The organism is Acidovorax sp. 22279, from assembly GCF_052045435.1.
GTDB lineage: Bacteria > Pseudomonadota > Gammaproteobacteria > Burkholderiales > Burkholderiaceae_C > Acidovorax > Acidovorax delafieldii.
In genome coordinates this window covers 200,313-215,574 of the sequence record NZ_JBQEOV010000007.1, presented here as the reverse complement: position 1 = coordinate 215,574, position 15,262 = coordinate 200,313, and the positions used below count along the sequence as shown (strand labels likewise).

Sequence of the window (15,262 nt, the reverse complement as noted above, 5' to 3'; positions counted from 1 at the left end):
GGGTCTGTTCCCACCTGCGCGTTGGGTGGCATCGCACCGTGCTGCGCCGGCGCGTGGGTGCCGAAGCCCAGGCCCCGCGTCCGTTCCATGTCCCCATCCGTTGACCTGTCGGCCGAATTCGCCACTGCCCAGCAGCGCGTGCGCATGCTGCAGCAGCAACCACAGGCTTTCCCGCATCCGGTAGACCCGATGGAGCCCGTGGAATGTATAGAAACCCACATCTCGTGGGTGCTGCTGGCCGGTGACTTCGCCTACAAGTTCAAAAAGCCACTGCAGCTGGATTTTCTGGACTTCAGCACGCGGGCGCTACGGCATGCGGCCTGCGAGGAAGAGCTGCGCATCAACCGCCGGACGGCGCCGGGCCTTTACCTGGGCGTTGTCGGCTTGGTGAGCGATGCGGCAAAAGATGCTTCGGCCACGCTGCGGGTGGTGCCCTGGCAAGGCGCTCCACCAGGCGCCGAGCCCGCTGTGTGGATGCGGCGTTTTGCCCAGGAGGCACTGCTCGCTACCGCATTGGACGCACATCGTGTGTCACCTGCGCAGATCGACCAGCTGGCGCGCCATGTGGCGCAGTTTCATGCCACGGCCGCCGTCGCCGCAGGCGCCACCACCTGGGGCACAGCAGCGGCGGTGCAAGCGCCGGTGGGTGACTGCCTGGCGGCTCTGCACACGGCCGTGGCAGGCGCACTGCCTGGTCAGGGGCCATTGCTGGCGCAGGTGACCAGCTGGTGCCAGCATGAGGGGCAGGCCCTGGCCCCCACGTTCGAGGCGCGCCGGGCAGCCGGTCGGGTGCGCGAGTGCCATGGCGATTTGCACCTGGCCAACATTGCGCTCATCGATGGTGAGGCCCAGCTGTTCGACGCCCTGGAGTTCAGCCCCGCCCTGCGCTGGATCGACTGTGTGGCTGACATCGCCTTTGTGGTGATGGACCTCGCGGCCCATGGTCGGGCGGATCTGGCCTGGCGGTTCTTGAACCGGTGGCTCGAACACACCGGGGACTATGCAGGCTTTGTGGTGTTGCGTTACTACGGCTGTTACCGTGCCCTGGTGCGGGCGCGGGTTGCAGCCCTGCGGATGGACCCCACCGGTGGCGGTAGTGGCAGCGGGCACGCTGCGCAAACCGTGGAGGGGTATCTGGAGCTGGCGGCGGGCTTTGCAGGACAACGGCCTGCACGCTGGTCCACGGCGTGCTCTGCCAGCTTGTGGCTGGCTCATGGCTTTTCGGGCGCGGGCAAGAGCACCCATGCGCTGGCCTTGGCGTGCCAGCGTGGCATGGTGCGTGTGCGGGCCGATGTGGAGCGCAAGCGCCTGTTTGGCCTGGCGCCCGATGCTGCCAGCGACGGAATACCGGGCGGCATCTACACCGCAGAGGCCACACTGCGCACGCACCAGCGGCTGGCTCAAGTGGCGCGCGAGGTGCTGGCGGCAGGCTACTCCGTGATTGTGGATGCCACCTTGCTGGACCGTGATGCCCGCGCACTTTTCCTGGAGCTGGCCGCTGCCGCGCAAGTGCCCTGCCACATTCTGTCGTTCGAGGCCCCCCTTCCGGTGCTGCGCGAGCGCGTACGCCAGCGCGCGCTGGCCGGAGGCGGTGCGTCAGAGGCAGACGTGGCAGTGCTGGACGCCCAGTGGGCCCGAGCCCACCCCCTGCAGCCTCACGAAGAGGCCATCACGCTGCACGTGGACACCACAGTGCCCGTGGACTGGGACCGTCTGCTGCCACACTGACCCCGGTGGCACCGGCGGGCCGCTACGGGGCCAGGTGGCCGGGCATGAAGTACAGCAGCACGCTCGTCATCACGAGGTAGCGCAGGAACTTGCCCACGGCCATATAGGCCAGACACTGCCAGAACGGCAGCTTGAGCCAGCCGGCCACCGCGCACAGCGGGTCGCCCACCACCGGCAGCCAGCTCAAGAGGCAGGCCCGCGCGCCAAAGCGCTTGAGCCAGCTCAGCGCCCGCACCTCGGTGGCATTGCCGCGTGCCTTGTCCACCGCCTTGTGCGCACCCAGGCCCATCCACCAGCTCACGCCGCCGCCCAGGGTGTTGCCGAGGGTGGCCACGATGATGGCGGGCCAGAACAGGTCGGGGTTGAGTTTGATCAGACCAAACACGGCGGGCTCGGAGCCCAGTGGCAGCAGCGTGGCCGAGACAAAAGACACCACAAAGACTGTGCTCAGTCCGAATTGCGGCAGGGCCAGCCATTCGAGCAGCTGGTGCATCCAGATTTCCATAGCTGTCGAGTGTAGGGGGCGGGTGGAGCTCCATGTGCCCCAGGGGGATCTGTCCTACAGGGGCGCGCGCCATCGGCGCATGGCTGGGTTGCAGCGTCTTTTGTATCGTGAAAACACATTGGCCCTGAATGACAACCCCAGGAGGTCGCCCATGCCGGTATTGCCCACAACGTCCCAACCACGCCGCTTGAACCCCTCGGTGGCTTTGCCGCCCGCGACCCGCTGGTCTTCGGCCGCCATGGCCCTGTTGCTGGCGGCCTGCGTGCACAGCCCGCAGGCCGCGGTACCTAGCCCTGGCCTGCAAGGGGGGCCAACGCTGTGGGAGCCCACCGCGATAGCGCCGTGCGACAGGGCGCCCACCGCACGGCCGGCGCTGGAGCGCATTGGCCGCGAGCTGCAGTCCCAGGGCATGGCGCTGCAGGCCACCTGCAACACCGCCAGCGGTGGCTGGGTGGTACAGGTACAGGTGGTGGATGGCACCAAGGCCCATAAAGTGGTGCGCGGGCCGCTGGCCGACGGGCAGGCCGTGGACATGGGCACTCCGGCGGGCGCTGCGCGCTCGGAGGCTGCGGGCGCCAGCGGTTTCTCCCCGGACGTGCTGCACAACCGCCAGTGGCTGCTGGCGCTCATGGCGCGCCACCAGTTCGACAACCTGCCGGATGCCTGGTGGCATTTCGCGCAGCGGGGTGTGCCGCCCGCACAGGCTGCAGACACCGATCTCGCCGCACGGTGAACCTGCACTCGGCGCGTTGAGACGCTGCGGGGCTTGCGCCACAGGGCTCGAGTGGGGGGCGAGGGAAGCGTCCCGTGGGCTGACTCAATGGAGCCCGACCGGCAGATAGATACGGTGTGTGCTCCATTTCAGTTGCTGAAATTTTGAGCAGGTACAATCCCGCCTCCTTTTTCAGCATCTGTTGCTGCCTCCCCCTCCCTATCCCCGCCCATGCAAATTGGCCACATTCCTTTGGCGAACCGGTTGTTCGTCGCCCCGATGGCGGGCGTCACGGACCGGCCGTTCCGCCAGCTGTGCAAGGCGCTGGGTGCGGGCTATGCGGTGAGCGAGATGGTGACCTCGCGCAAGGATTTGTGGAACAGCCTCAAAACCTCGCGCCGGGCCAACCATGAAGGGGAGCCGGGGCCCATTGCCGTGCAGATCGCCGGCACCGATGCACCGATGATGGCCGAGGCTGCGGCCTACAACGTGGAACGCGGCGCGCAGATCATCGACATCAACATGGGCTGCCCGGCCAAGAAGGTCTGCAACAAATGGGCGGGCTCCGCCCTGATGCAGAACGAGGCGCTGGCGGTGGAGATCGCCGCTGCGGTGGTCGAGGCCTGCGCTCCCTTCAACGTGCCTGTCACGCTGAAGATGCGCACCGGCTGGTGCCAGGAGCACAAGAACGCCGTGGCATTGGCGCGGCAGTTTGAAAGCGTGGGCATCCAGATGCTCACCGTGCACGGCCGCACGCGCGAGCAGGGCTACAAGGGCCATGCCGAGTACGACACCATCGCCGCCGTCAAGGCGGCGGTGAAGGTGCCTGTGGTGGCCAACGGCGACATCACCTCGCCCGAAAAGGCGCGCGACGTGCTCGCCGTCACCGGAGCCGACGCGATCATGATCGGTCGCGCAGCCCAGGGCCGCCCGTGGATCTTCCGCGAGATCGGCCACTTTCTGGCCACGGGCGAACACCTGGCACCACCGCTGGTGGCCGAGGTGCGGCGCCTGCTGCTGGACCACCTGCAAGACCACTACAGCCTGTATGGCGAGCTGACCGGTGTGCGCAGTGCGCGCAAGCACATTGCCTGGTACCTGCGCGCGCTGCCGGGCGGCGAGGCCTTGCGGGCACATATCAATACGATCGAAGACTGCACCACGCAGTGGCAGGCCGTGGCCGACTACCTGGATGCCCTGGGCCAACAGATGGACCGGCTGCCTGCCGCCACCGACGTGGATGCCGACACAGAAGAACAAGAGGGATTGGTTGCATGAGCAAGAAACACATCGAAGAATGCGTGCGCGAAAGCCTGCAGGGCTACTTTCGCGACCTGGGCGGCGAGACGCCCGATGGCATGTACGACATGCTGGTGCGTGTGGTCGAAAGGCCGCTGCTGGAAGTCGTGATGCAGCAGGCCGACAACAACCAGTCGCGCGCCGCCGAATGGCTGGGCCTGAACCGCAACACCCTGCGCAAGAAGCTGGTCGAGCACAAGCTGCTCTGATGGATTGCGCCCAATTGCTATTTATTTTGTAGCTGCCAGCGCATGATTCACTAGCGCTATAGCCTGTTTTCATTCAAAACCTCCGCACCACCACCATGAACGCACTTCTCTCCGTCTCTGACAAGACCGGCATCGTCGAATTCGCGCAAGCGCTGCACGCGCTGGGCATCAAGCTGCTGTCCACCGGCGGCACGGCCAAGCTGCTGGCCGACAAGGGCCTGCCCGTGACCGAGGTGGCCGAAGTCACCCAGTTCCCCGAGATGCTGGACGGCCGCGTGAAGACGCTGCACCCCAAGGTGCACGGTGGCCTGCTGGCCCGCCGCGAGCTGCCCGAACACATGGCGGCATTGAAGGAGCACGGCATCGACACCATCGACCTGCTGGTGGTCAATCTCTACCCCTTTGAAGCCACCGTGGCCAAGGCCGGTTGCACGCTGGCCGACGCCATCGAGAACATCGACATTGGCGGCCCCGCCATGGTGCGCAGCGCCGCCAAGAACTGGAAGGACGTGGGCGTGATCACCTCGGCCGACCAGTACGAGGCCGTGCTGGCTGAACTCAAGGCCGGTGGCAAGTTGAGCGACAAGCTGCGCTTTGCGCTGTCGGTGGCTGCGTTCAACCGCATCGCGCAGTACGACGGCGCCATCAGCGACTACCTCTCGTCCGTCACGTTTGAAGAAGAAAAACTGTCGGAAACCTATGTGCCCACGCGCACCCAGTTCCCCGGCCAGAGCAACGGCATCTTCACCAAGGTGCAGGACCTGCGCTACGGCGAAAACAGCCACCAGCAGGCCGCGCTGTACCGCGACCTGCACCCCGCGCCCGGCTCCCTGGTCACCGGCGTGCAGCTGCAGGGCAAGGAGCTTTCGTACAACAACATCGCCGACGCCGATGCCGCCTGGGAGTGCGTAAAGAGCTTTGAAGCGGCCGCCTGCGTGATCGTCAAGCATGCCAACCCCTGCGGCGTGGCCGTGGGCCTGGACGCGCTGAGCGCCTACAGCAAGGCCTTCCAGACCGACCCCACCAGCGCCTTCGGCGGCATCATCGCCTTCAACCGCGTGGTGGACGGCCAGGCAGCGGCCCAGGTGAGCAAACAGTTTGTCGAGGTGCTGATGGCTCCCGACTTCACCGCCGAGGCGCTGGAGATCTTCAAGGCCAAAGCCAATGTGCGTCTGCTCAAGATCGCGCTGCCCGCACACGGTGGCAAGACCGACTGGGAACGTGGCCGCAACGCCATGGACGCCAAGCGCATTGGCTCGGGCCTGCTGCTGCAGACCGCTGACAACCACGAGCTGTCGCTGATCGACCTCAAGGTCGTGACGAAGAAGCAGCCCACGCTGGAAGAAATGGAAGACCTGCTGTTCGCCTGGAAGGTCGCCAAGTACGTCAAGAGCAACGCCATCGTCTTCTGCAAGGGCGGCATGACCATGGGCGTGGGTGCGGGCCAGATGAGCCGCCTGGACTCGGCCCGCATCGCCAGCATCAAGGCGGGCCACGCAGGCCTGACCTTGCAAGGCACGGTCGTAGCCAGTGACGCCTTCTTCCCCTTCCGCGACGGCCTGGACGTGGTGGTTGATGCGGGCGCTACCTGCGTGATCCAGCCCGGTGGTTCGATGCGCGACAACGAAGTGATCGACGCCGCCAACGAGCGTGGCGTGGCCATGGTCTTCAGCGGTGTGCGCCACTTCCGCCACTGAGATGATGGGTATCGCGACGGGGCTCGCGGCGGTGCGCGCGCATGCACCGCGACGATGAGACCCCGCCACCCCGGCCCCGCTGGCTGGGGTGGGCCCTGATGGTGTTCATGGCACTGGTGGTGCTGGGCATGCTCAACCTGGGCTGGCGCATGCTGCAGCCGGGGCCGGACGCTGTGAGTGCCGCTCAGGGCGCGTCGGGTGCAGGCGGGTTAGAAGGCAGCGCTGCCTCACCGCCCTCCGCACCGGCCGGACTTCGCCTGGTGGAGGCATCCGATTGCCTGCGCTGCCATGGCATGGAGCGCTACTACGTCGGCCCGTCGTTTCAGCAGATAGCAGCGCGGTACCGCGACCGCGCCGACGCAGTCGATTACCTGGCCGGCAAGATCCGCAACGGCAGTGTGGGCGAGTGGGGCCGCACCTTGATGCCGCGCCACCCGCAAGTCACGGAAGCCCAGGCGCGCGAGATGGCGCAGTGGCTGGTGTCGCTGCCGGTGCCGTCCGCCGCGGCACAGGGCACGTCGGCCGCAGAGCCCGCATCCGCCGCCCGCTGAATGGCGATGGCGATGGCGATGGCGGCCGGGTCTGGAGGCCCGCTGGGGCTCAGGCCCCAAAGTTCATCGGCAGGCCCACATAGTTTTCCGCCAGCGACACCGAGGCCGCGCGGGAGTGCACCAGGTAGTCCAGCTCAGCCTCCTGGATCTTCTGGCCGAACTCGCCGGTTTCCGGAAAGCGGTGCATCAGCGAAGTGAACCACCAGGAGAAGCGCTCGGCACGCCACACACGGCGCAGGCAGCGGTCGGAGTAGGTGTCGATGCCAACGGCTGACTTTTCTTTGTAGAACTCGGTCAGCGCGGTCCACAGATAACCCACGTCGCTGGCGGCCAGGTTCAGGCCCTTGGCGCCCGTGGGTGGCACGATGTGGGCAGCATCACCGGCCAGGAACATGCGGCCAAAGCGCATGGGCTCGGCCACAAAGCTGCGCAGCGGGGCGATGCTCATCTCCAGAGCGGGGCCGGTCACCAGATTGGCGCGGGCCTCGGGGTCCAGGCGGTTGCCCAGCTCGGTCCAGAACTGGTCGATGGTCCAGTTCTCGACCTTGTCAGTCGTAGGCACCTGCACGTAGTAGCGGCTGCGCGTGGCGCTGCGCATGCTGCACAGCGCAAACCCGCGTTCGGTGTTGGCATAGATGAGTTCGTGCGACACCGGTGGCACATCGGCCAGCACACCCAGCCAGCCAAAGGGGTACACGCGTTCGTAGGTCTTGAGCAGGTCGGCCGGCGCGCTGGCGCGGCACACGCCGTGGTAGCCGTCGCAGCCCGCGATGAAGTCACACGCCAGCTCGTGGGTCTGGCCGTCTTTTTCGTACGTCACGCGTGGGTGCTGGCCGTCAAAGTCGTGCACTTGCACGTTTTGTGCGTCGTACACGGTGGTGAGGCCGGCCGCTGCGCGCGCATCCATCAGGTCGCGCGTGACTTCGGTCTGGCCGTACACCGTCACGCGGCTGCCGCCGGTCAGCTCGTGCAGATCGATGCGGTGGCGCTGGCCCTTGAACAGCAGCTCGATGCCGTCGTGGGGCAGACCCTCGGCATGGGCGCGGGCACTCACGCCCGCCTGGTCCAGCAGGTCCATGCAGACCTTCTCCAGCACCCCGGCGCGGATGCGGCCGAGCACGTAGTCGGGGCTGCGCTGCTCGATGATGACGGCGTCAACGCCGGACTTGTGAAGCAACTGACCGAGCAGCAGGCCGGCGGGGCCGGCACCAACGATGGCAACCTGGGTGCGCATGGGAAACCTCTGGGAATGGGGTGGGGGAGATGGGGGATACCGAAAACCAGTGGCCTTGAGCGTAGGTTGATCCAGATCAAAGCGATATCCGGCGCTGCCGATTGCGTGCGATCAGTCGATGCTTTGTGCGATGATCGCGCAGTCTCCGGGGTGATGCGGGTGGTCAGGCCCGTTGGTGAGTGCACCGAGTCGCTGCAGGGCCCCGGTAGCCCTGGCGTTCGAACCCCGCTCAACCCCCTGGTCCCCAACCCGTCACCCCCATGGCTTCCACCCCCATCGCCAAGGCAGACTTCATCGAAGGCATGGCCAAAGGCATGGCCGTGCTGGAGAGTTTCGACACCGAGCGCCAGCGCCTGAACGCCACACTGGCGGCGCAGCGCACCGGCCTCACGCGGGCGGCGGCGCGGCGGCACCTGTTGACACTGGCGCACCTGGGTTATCTGGAAACGGATGGCAGCTACTTCTGGCTGGCGCCCAAGGTGCTTCGGTTTTCGGGCAGCTACCTTGCGTCTGCCCGGCTGCCGCGCGTGCTGCAACCCACGCTGAACCGGCTGGCAGCCCAGACCCAGCAGTCGTTCTCGGCGGTGGTGCTGGATGGGGATGAGGTGGTGATCGTGGCGCGCAGCGGCGTGTATGGCGCGCCGTCGCGGGTGCTGGCCTATGGCTTGCACCTGGGCGCGCGGCTGCCGGCCCACCCTACGTCCACCGGCCGCGTGTTGCTGGCGGCGCTGCCCCCGGCGGAGTTGACCGCCTGGATTAAGAACCGGCCCTTGCACCGCCTCACGCCCCAAACCATTACGCAGGTAGGCCCGCTGCGGCAGGTGATCACCAAGGTGCGGCGGGATGACTATTGCCTGGCCGTGGAGGAGCACGAGCTGGGCGTGCACGCGCTGGCTGTGCCGCTGCGCAACCTGCAGGGCCATACGGTGGCGGCGCTCAACGTGGTGGCGTCGCCCAAGCAGATGGACGAGGGCAGCCTGCAGCGCGACATGCTGCCGCTGCTGCAGGAGGCCGCCCGCGAACTGCGCGGACTGCTGTGACTGTCCGCCACAAGCCTCGCCGCCATGAAAAATGGCCCTTGTGAGGGCCATTCGGTGCCAAATTGGCAGGAAGCGCTAGTGCAATATGCGCTGATAGCTATTATTTTGAGAGCGTCTTGAATACTTCACGCGCAGCAGCCACGGTGGCTGCCACGTCGTCGGCGGTGTGGGCGGCGCTCACGAAGCCCGCTTCATACAAGGCCGGTGCAATGTAGATGCCCCGGTCCAGCAGACCGTGGAACAGCTGGTTGAAGCGCGCGCTGTCGGTTTTCAGCACCTGGGCATAGTTCTGCGGCAGTTCGGGCAGCAGGAAGAAGCCAAACATGCCGCCCTCGCAGTCACCGCAGAACGGCACGCCTTCGGCCGTGGCAGCGGCTTGCAGTCCATCGACCAGCGAGCGGGTGCGGGCCGACAGCGCATCGAAGAAGCCGGGCTTTTGGATCTCGCGCAGCGTGGCCAGGCCACAGGCCGTGGCCACCGGGTTGCCCGACAGCGTGCCCGCCTGGTACACGCCGCCCAGCGGTGCGAGGTGTTCCATGATGGCGCGCGGGCCACCAAAGGCCGCCAGCGGCATGCCACCGCCGATCACCTTGCCCAGCACGGTGATGTCGGGTTGGAAGCCGGGGATGCTCTTGGCGTACACGCTTTGCGCGCTGCCCAGGGCCACGCGGAAACCGGTCATCACTTCATCCAGCACCAGCAGCGCACCGTATTCGGTGCACAGCTCACGGCAGCGCTGCATGAACGGCACGCTCGCGCGCACCAGGTTCATGTTGCCCGCGATGGGCTCGATCATCACGCAGGCCAGTTCCTTGCCGTGCAGTGCAAAGGCTTCTTCGAGCTGGGCGACGTTGTTGTATTCGAGCACCAGGGTGTGCTGCACCACTTCAGGCGGCACGCCCGCGCTGGTGGCATTGCCAAACGTGGCCAGGCCCGAGCCGGCCTTGACCAGCAGCGAGTCGGCATGGCCGTGGTAGCAGCCTTCAAACTTGATGAACTTGCTGCGGNGGCCAGGCGGATGGCGCTCATGCCCGCTTCGGTGCCCGAGCTGACCAGACGAATCATCTCCATGGACGGCACCAGGCTCAGGATCTCCTCGGCCAGCTCGACTTCGCGCTCGGTGGGGGCGCCAAAGCTGAAGCCTTCGAGCGCCGCCTTCTGCACCGCGTCGAGCACGGCGGGGTGGCCGTGGCCGAGGATCATCGGGCCCCAGGAGCCGATGTAATCAATGAAGCGCTGGTCGTTCGCATCCCAGAAGTAGGCGCCTTGCGCGCGCTTGACGAAGCGGGGTGTGCCTCCGACCGCCTTGAAGGCCCGCACGGGCGAATTCACGCCTCCGGGGATCAGCGCCTTGGCGCGTTCGAACAGGGGAATATTGAGATCAGTGCTTGGTGTCATGGGGTGGCATCACAAAACCCTCCAGGGCCTGTGTTTCATCAATCGTGGTTTCTTCTTCGTCGCCGTCGGTCTCATCGTCCTCAGGCTGTGCCCAGAACATGCGGTCGGGCACGATGTGCCCCATGCCGGGGCGAAAGCCTGCGTCCAGGCAGCGGTCGAGGTAACCCAGCGCTTCGCTGGTGGCTTCGCCCAAGTCGTTGCCGCTGGCCACCAGGGCAGTGAGTGCGGCCGAGAGCGTATCGCCCGCGCCCGAGAAGGTGGCGTCAAACAGCTCAAACTTGCCACTGCCCAGCACGGTCTGCGGAGAGGCCAGCACGTTCTCGACGAACTGCTCGGGCAAGGGGATGCCAGTGACCAATGTGTAGGGCACGCCCATCTCGGACGCTGCGCGAGCAATGTCCCGGGCGGTGGGGCTGCGCTCGCCCGTCCAGTCCGGCAGCAGCCAGCGCCACAGGGTGCTGTGGTTTCCAACCAACACTGAGGTCTGGGGCAGCAGCAGCTCGCGGAAGGCGTCGAGGTACTCGTCGATCAGCTCGTCACGCCACCAGGACAGGTTGGGCATGTAGGCGATCACGGGGACTTCGTCATAGTCGGTCGTGATCTCGGCAATGGTGCTGATGTTCTCGGGGCTGCCCACAAAGCCGACTTTGATGGCCTGTACGGGCAGGTCTTCCAGCACGGCCCGCGCCTGCTCGGACACAGCCTCGTCGTCGAAGCTGAAGTGGTCAAAAATCTGAGCGGTGTCGCGGGCATAGGCCCCGGTGACCACGGCGATCGGATGCCCGCCGACCGAGGCGATGGTGGTGATGTCGGCGGTCAGTCCGCCGGCTCCGCTGGGGTCGCTGGCATTGAACACCAGCACACAGGCCGGGCTCGCTTCCTCCGCGTCATCGTCGTCAATATCTGGGATTTCTGGGGGGGGAAGGGAGGCTTTGATGGTCATGGACCAGATCCTGCTGGAGGGGTGGCACGGAAGCTGCAGGCCGCGGAGATCACTAGATACAATCGTTGCATTCTATGTGAAGGCCCTTTAAGCTGTGACCGACTTTAAAACTTGGATGTGTTTGATTTGCGGCTGGATTTATGACGAGGCTGAGGGGTCTCCCGAACACGGCATTCCACCCAACACCCCCTGGGATCAGGTCCCGATGAACTGGACCTGCCCAGAATGTGGTGCCCGCAAGGAAGATTTCGAGATGGTCCAGATCTGAGGCGCTCCAGCACCAATCGCTGCTGCGTTGTTTATTTTCTCCATCGGGAGCAGTGACAATTGACTACAACAGGCGCATCTTTCAAAGTGCTCGTGGTGGATGACAGCAACACCATCCGTCGAAGCGCCGAGATTTTTCTCAAGCAGGGGGGGCACGAAGTCTTGTTGGCCGACGACGGCTTTGATGCTTTGGCCAAAGTCAACGATTACCAGCCTCAGCTGATTTTCTGCGACATCCTCATGCCCAAGCTCGACGGGTACCAGACCTGCGCCATCATCAAGCGCAACGCCCGTTTCGCAGATACCCCGGTGGTGATGCTGTCCTCCAAGGACGGCGTGTTCGACAAGGCGCGTGGGCGCATGGTCGGCTGCCAGGAATATCTCACCAAGCCGTTTACCAAAGACCAGCTGTTGCAGGCAGTGCAGCAGTTTGGCAATTCCCAACAAGGAGCCATGTAATGCCCATTCAGAAAGTATTGGTCGTCGACGACTCGAAGACCGAGTTGATGTTTTTGACGGACCTGCTTCAGAAAAAAGGCATGCAAGTCCGTACCGCAGAAAATGCCGAAGAGGCGTTTCGCCGTCTGGCCGAAGAAAAGCCTGACCTCATCCTGATGGATGTGGTGATGCCGGGCCAAAACGGGTTTCAGCTCACGCGTGCCATTACCCGTGACCCCCTTTACGCTGATGTGCCCATCATCATGTGCACCAGCAAGAACCAGGAAACCGACCGTGTCTGGGGCATGCGCCAGGGTGCGCGCGGCTACATCACCAAGCCGGTGGATCCCGCAGAGCTGCAGGCCAAAATTGACGCTCTGAACTGAGGCAGCGGCGCGCTCATGGCAAACCGCGAAGCCCTACGGGAGCTCCAGACCCGACTTGCCAGCCGTTTGCAGGCTGCAAGGTCCGAAGGTACGTCTGTGTCCTCCTGGCTGGCTGTAGAGTCCGCCGGGAATTTCTATTTGCTGCCCCTGGGGCAGTCCGGGGAGATCTTCCCCTGGGTATCGGTGCAGGCGGTGCCTTACACCCAGAGCTGGTTTCTGGGGGTGGCCAACCTGCGCGGCGGCCTGGTGGGGGTGGTGGATCTGGCCGGGTTGCTGGGGTCCACCGCAGCACGCACCGAGCAAGCCCTGTCCGAGGCCAGCCTGCTGGCATTCAATGCGGCGCTTGACGTTAACGCTGCCTTGCTGGTGGACCGCCTCGCCGGTCTGCGCGGCACGGATGCGTTTGTGTCGTCCGAGCCGCCCGCCGAGGATTCACCCAGCTTCTTCGGCACCACCTATATCGATTCCAGTGGCACACGCTGGCAGGAGCTGAACTTGCAGATCCTGTCCCAACATCCCGCTTTCCTGAGCATCAGTGCTTGAGTTTTTCTGTAAGGCTGCACCATGTCCGTCGTCAATCAATTTGGAAAACTGTTCAACCGGAAACCCGCCACGCCTGACACCGGCGCAGCCGCCGGCGCGACCGACGATGGGCAGGATCTCCTGGCCACGGGGGCGCTGGATGGCTCGCAACTGCGCGACTCCTACCAGGCCGAAGCCATGAACAGCGTCCAGGGCGATCCCGACGGCTACACGCCCGAGTTGACCGCGCCCGAGGCCGAAGAAGACCTCATCAGCCTGCCCCTGCTGGGCCGCTCGACCGCTGCCGGCCATCAGCGCCGACTGCTGGCCTTGCTGGCCGTGGGTGTGGTGGTGCTGGCGCTGATCGCCGGTTGGGTGCTGCAGCAGGCCGACCGTTCCGCACAGCAATTGGCCGCTACCGGTCAGTCGCTGATGCAGTCGCAACGTCTTGCCAAGTCGGTGTCGCAGGCACTGGTGGGTAGCCCACAGGCCTTCCCGGACGTGGTGGAAAGCTCTGGCGTGCTGGCGCGCAACGTGCGCGCCCTGAATGCCGGTGACAACGAGTTGGGTGTGCAGTCGCTGGGTGAGCCCTTCAAGCCCGATCTGGACGCCGTCAACCCCCTGATGGAGCGCGCTGAGCGCAACGCCAGTGTGGTGATGGGTCAGCAGAAGATCCTGACGCAGGTGGGCGACGCTCTGCGCACCATCAACCGCCAGTCGTCCGACCTGCTGGAAATCGCTGAAACGGTCTCCTCGCTCAAGCTGCAACAAAATGCGCCCGCTGCCGAAATCTCCGCCGCAGGCCAGTTGGTGATGTTGACCCAGCGTATCGGCAAGTCTGCCAACGAGTTCCAGACCATGGAAGGCGTGAGCCCTGAGGCAGTGTTCCTGTTGGGCAAGGACTTGAACTCCTTCAAGGAAATCGCGCAGGGCCTGCTGGAAGGCAGCCCTGAGTTGCGCCTGTCGGCCACCAAGGACGCGCAGACCCGCGAACAACTGGAAGCGCTGATCAAGCTGTACGAACAGACCCGGACCCAGGCCAGCGCGATTCTGGGCAACCTGCAAGGTCTGGTGTCTGCCCGCGAAGCACAGTCCGCCATCATTGCCGACAGCGAGCCACTGCGCCGCCAGCTGGAAGGTCTGCAGAGCAAGCTGTCCGCCCAGACCGGTCTGGGCGCCGGCCAGTTCGCCGCTCTGGCGCTGGCAGGCTTGTTCGTGCTGCTGTGCGGTATCGGCATTTCGCGCGTCCAGCTGCTGGACAGCCGTGGCCGTCAGGCAGCTGCTGAAAACCAGCAACGCGACGCCAAGCGCCAGGAGCAGGAAGCCAAGCGCGTCAACGACGCCAACCAGGCCGCCATTTTGCGTTTGATGAACGAACTGCAGTCGGTCGCTGAAGGTGACCTGACGCAAGAAGCCACCGTGACGGAAGACATCACTGGCGCCATTGCCGACTCGGTGAACTACACGGTGGAAGAGCTGCGCCAACTGGTGGGCAGCGTGCAGAACACGGCGACCCGCGTGGCGCAGACGACTGCCCAGGTGGACAACACCTCGACCGAACTGCTGGCGGCATCGACCGAGCAGCTGCGTGAAATTCGCGAAACCGGCCGCTCCGTTCTGGACATGGCGACTCGCATTAACGAGGTGTCTACACAAGCGCAAGAGTCCGCCACGGTGGCCCGTCAGTCGCTGCAAGCCGCGGACTCGGGTCTGCAGGCCGTGCAGAACGCTATCGGCGGTATGAACTCCATCCGTGACCAGATCCAGGACACCTCCAAGCGGATCAAGCGCCTGGGTGAATCGTCGCAGGAGATCGGTGAAATCACCGAGCTGATTTCTGACATTACCGAACAGACGAACGTGCTGGCTCTGAACGCTGCCATCCAGGCTGCATCCGCCGGTGAAGCCGGTCGCGGCTTCTCGGTGGTGGCGGAAGAAGTGCAGCGTCTGGCTGAACGTTCGGCCGATGCGACGCGCCAGATTTCTGCCCTGGTGAAAGCCATTCAGACCGACACCCAGGATGCCGTGGCTGCTATGGAGCGCTCCACGCAGGGTGTGGTGGAAGGGGCACGCCTGTCCGACAGCGCTGGTACTGCGCTGACCGAGATTGACCGCGTGTCGCGCCGTTTGGCCGAACTGATTGAGCAGATTTCGTCTTCGACTTCCCGGGAAGCTGTTCTGGCCAACGAAGTAGCCGACAACATCCAGCACATTTTTGCGGTGACCGAGCAGACGGGTGAAGGTACCCGCACCACAGCGCAACAGGTGCGCGAGCTCTCGCACATGGCCGAGGAACTGCGCCAATCGGTGGCACGTTTCAAGATCGCCTGACG

At 65.0% G+C, this 15,262-nt stretch carries 15 protein-coding genes and 1 pseudogene; 12 read left to right on the top strand and 4 right to left on the bottom strand.

Annotation, left to right across the window (positions count from 1 at the left end; all coding sequences use genetic code 11):
* Positions 1-87 precede the first annotated feature (87 nt).
* A complete protein-coding gene (locus ACTJKQ_RS11595; protein WP_440596902.1) occupies positions 88-1,728 on the top strand; it encodes an AAA family ATPase in 1,641 nt (546 codons plus the stop codon).
* Positions 1,729-1,750: 22 nt separating this feature from the next.
* Here ACTJKQ_RS11595 and ACTJKQ_RS11590 read toward each other — a convergent pair whose 3' ends face one another.
* Positions 1,751-2,233, bottom strand: coding sequence for a YqaA family protein (locus ACTJKQ_RS11590; RefSeq protein ID WP_056066264.1), 483 nt, complete (start codon positions 2,231-2,233; stop codon positions 1,751-1,753).
* A 151-nt stretch (positions 2,234-2,384) separates the two neighbouring features.
* On the opposite strand from ACTJKQ_RS11590, the gene ACTJKQ_RS11585 reads away from it, so the two are divergent.
* The 5 genes from ACTJKQ_RS11585 (at position 2,385) to ACTJKQ_RS11565 (ending at position 6,701) form a co-directional block, all read left to right on the top strand.
* Positions 2,385-2,966, top strand: coding sequence for a D-Ala-D-Ala dipeptidase (locus tag ACTJKQ_RS11585; protein WP_440596901.1), 582 nt, complete (start codon positions 2,385-2,387; stop codon positions 2,964-2,966).
* Positions 2,967-3,176: 210 nt separating this feature from the next.
* A complete protein-coding gene (dusB, locus tag ACTJKQ_RS11580; protein WP_440596900.1) occupies positions 3,177-4,223 on the top strand; it encodes a tRNA dihydrouridine synthase DusB in 1,047 nt (348 codons plus the stop codon).
* Positions 4,220-4,453: a Fis family transcriptional regulator gene (locus ACTJKQ_RS11575; protein WP_015015597.1), complete on the top strand. Its 234-nt coding sequence runs from the start codon at positions 4,220-4,222 to the stop codon at positions 4,451-4,453. Before dusB ends, ACTJKQ_RS11575 begins: the two co-directional genes overlap by 4 nt.
* Before the next feature lie 95 nt (positions 4,454-4,548).
* Positions 4,549-6,150 (top strand): bifunctional phosphoribosylaminoimidazolecarboxamide formyltransferase/IMP cyclohydrolase, encoded by a 1,602-nt coding sequence (gene purH, locus ACTJKQ_RS11570; protein WP_260668431.1) that lies wholly within the window; start codon positions 4,549-4,551, stop codon positions 6,148-6,150.
* A gap of 41 nt (positions 6,151-6,191) precedes the next feature.
* A complete protein-coding gene (locus ACTJKQ_RS11565) occupies positions 6,192-6,701 on the top strand; it encodes a c-type cytochrome (RefSeq protein ID WP_440596899.1) in 510 nt (169 codons plus the stop codon).
* A 49-nt stretch (positions 6,702-6,750) separates the two neighbouring features.
* On the opposite strand, the gene pobA is transcribed toward ACTJKQ_RS11565, so the two are convergent.
* Positions 6,751-7,935 carry a 4-hydroxybenzoate 3-monooxygenase gene (gene pobA, locus ACTJKQ_RS11560; RefSeq protein WP_121942078.1) on the bottom strand — a complete coding sequence of 395 codons (1,185 nt, stop codon included), beginning with the start codon at positions 7,933-7,935 and terminating at the stop codon, positions 6,751-6,753.
* Between the two features lie 260 nt (positions 7,936-8,195).
* Here pobA and ACTJKQ_RS11555 point away from each other — a divergent pair, with 260 nt between their 5' ends.
* Complete coding sequence (locus ACTJKQ_RS11555; RefSeq protein WP_440596898.1) at positions 8,196-8,975, top strand: IclR family transcriptional regulator domain-containing protein; 780 nt, start codon at positions 8,196-8,198, stop codon at positions 8,973-8,975.
* 100 nt (positions 8,976-9,075) lie between these two features.
* On the opposite strand, the pseudogene hemL reads toward ACTJKQ_RS11555, so the two are convergent.
* Both hemL and thiD read right to left on the bottom strand, forming a co-directional pair.
* Positions 9,076-10,373 (bottom strand): annotated as a pseudogene (gene hemL, locus ACTJKQ_RS11550) (glutamate-1-semialdehyde 2,1-aminomutase).
* Complete coding sequence (gene thiD, locus ACTJKQ_RS11545) at positions 10,357-11,316, bottom strand: bifunctional hydroxymethylpyrimidine kinase/phosphomethylpyrimidine kinase (protein WP_056746881.1); 960 nt, start codon at positions 11,314-11,316, stop codon at positions 10,357-10,359. The pseudogene hemL and the gene thiD overlap by 17 nt, the downstream one beginning before the upstream one ends.
* A 115-nt stretch (positions 11,317-11,431) precedes the next feature.
* On the opposite strand from thiD, the gene ACTJKQ_RS11540 reads away from it, so the two are divergent.
* Genes ACTJKQ_RS11540 through ACTJKQ_RS11520 form a run of 5 tightly spaced genes read left to right on the top strand, consistent with a single transcriptional unit; the run spans position 11,432 to position 15,260 of the window.
* On the top strand, positions 11,432-11,584 hold the full coding sequence (locus ACTJKQ_RS11540) for a rubredoxin (RefSeq protein ID WP_165836572.1): 153 nt from the start codon (positions 11,432-11,434) through the stop codon (positions 11,582-11,584).
* 59 nt (positions 11,585-11,643) lie between these two features.
* The gene (locus tag ACTJKQ_RS11535; RefSeq protein WP_005796099.1) at positions 11,644-12,042 is read left to right on the top strand and encodes a response regulator; all 399 of its coding nucleotides are present in this window, start codon (positions 11,644-11,646) and stop codon (positions 12,040-12,042) included.
* Positions 12,042-12,407, top strand: a complete 366-nt coding sequence (locus ACTJKQ_RS11530) for a response regulator (protein WP_005796104.1) — start codon at positions 12,042-12,044, stop codon at positions 12,405-12,407. Before ACTJKQ_RS11535 ends, ACTJKQ_RS11530 begins: the two co-directional genes overlap by 1 nt.
* A gap of 15 nt (positions 12,408-12,422) precedes the next feature.
* Positions 12,423-12,950 carry a chemotaxis protein CheW gene (locus tag ACTJKQ_RS11525; RefSeq protein ID WP_056066233.1) on the top strand — a complete coding sequence of 176 codons (528 nt, stop codon included), beginning with the start codon at positions 12,423-12,425 and terminating at the stop codon, positions 12,948-12,950.
* A gap of 21 nt (positions 12,951-12,971) precedes the next feature.
* The gene (locus tag ACTJKQ_RS11520; RefSeq protein ID WP_056066230.1) at positions 12,972-15,260 is read left to right on the top strand and encodes a methyl-accepting chemotaxis protein; all 2,289 of its coding nucleotides are present in this window, start codon (positions 12,972-12,974) and stop codon (positions 15,258-15,260) included.
* The last annotated feature ends 2 nt before the right edge of the window (positions 15,261-15,262 follow it).

Excerpts from the sequence above, each read along its gene's own strand:
- ACTJKQ_RS11590 (WP_056066264.1), bottom strand. The coding sequence starts at position 2,233 with ATGGAAATCTGGATGCACCAGCTGCTCGAATGGCTGGCCCTGCCGCAA.
- pobA (WP_121942078.1), bottom strand. The coding sequence starts at position 7,935 with ATGCGCACCCAGGTTGCCATCGTTGGTGCCGGCCCCGCCGGCCTGCTG.
- ACTJKQ_RS11585 (WP_440596901.1), top strand. The coding sequence starts at position 2,385 with ATGCCGGTATTGCCCACAACGTCCCAACCACGCCGCTTGAACCCCTCG.
- purH (WP_260668431.1), top strand. The coding sequence starts at position 4,549 with ATGAACGCACTTCTCTCCGTCTCTGACAAGACCGGCATCGTCGAATTC.
- ACTJKQ_RS11530 (WP_005796104.1), top strand. The coding sequence starts at position 12,042 with ATGCCCATTCAGAAAGTATTGGTCGTCGACGACTCGAAGACCGAGTTG.
- ACTJKQ_RS11565 (WP_440596899.1), top strand. The coding sequence starts at position 6,192 with ATGCACCGCGACGATGAGACCCCGCCACCCCGGCCCCGCTGGCTGGGG.
- ACTJKQ_RS11540 (WP_165836572.1), top strand. The coding sequence starts at position 11,432 with ATGTGTTTGATTTGCGGCTGGATTTATGACGAGGCTGAGGGGTCTCCC.
- ACTJKQ_RS11525 (WP_056066233.1), top strand. The coding sequence starts at position 12,423 with ATGGCAAACCGCGAAGCCCTACGGGAGCTCCAGACCCGACTTGCCAGC.
- ACTJKQ_RS11520 (WP_056066230.1), top strand. The coding sequence starts at position 12,972 with ATGTCCGTCGTCAATCAATTTGGAAAACTGTTCAACCGGAAACCCGCC.
- ACTJKQ_RS11555 (WP_440596898.1), top strand. The coding sequence starts at position 8,196 with ATGGCTTCCACCCCCATCGCCAAGGCAGACTTCATCGAAGGCATGGCC.
- dusB (WP_440596900.1), top strand. The coding sequence starts at position 3,177 with ATGCAAATTGGCCACATTCCTTTGGCGAACCGGTTGTTCGTCGCCCCG.
- ACTJKQ_RS11575 (WP_015015597.1), top strand. The coding sequence starts at position 4,220 with ATGAGCAAGAAACACATCGAAGAATGCGTGCGCGAAAGCCTGCAGGGC.
- thiD (WP_056746881.1), bottom strand. The coding sequence starts at position 11,316 with ATGACCATCAAAGCCTCCCTTCCCCCCCCAGAAATCCCAGATATTGAC.
- ACTJKQ_RS11595 (WP_440596902.1), top strand. The coding sequence starts at position 88 with ATGTCCCCATCCGTTGACCTGTCGGCCGAATTCGCCACTGCCCAGCAG.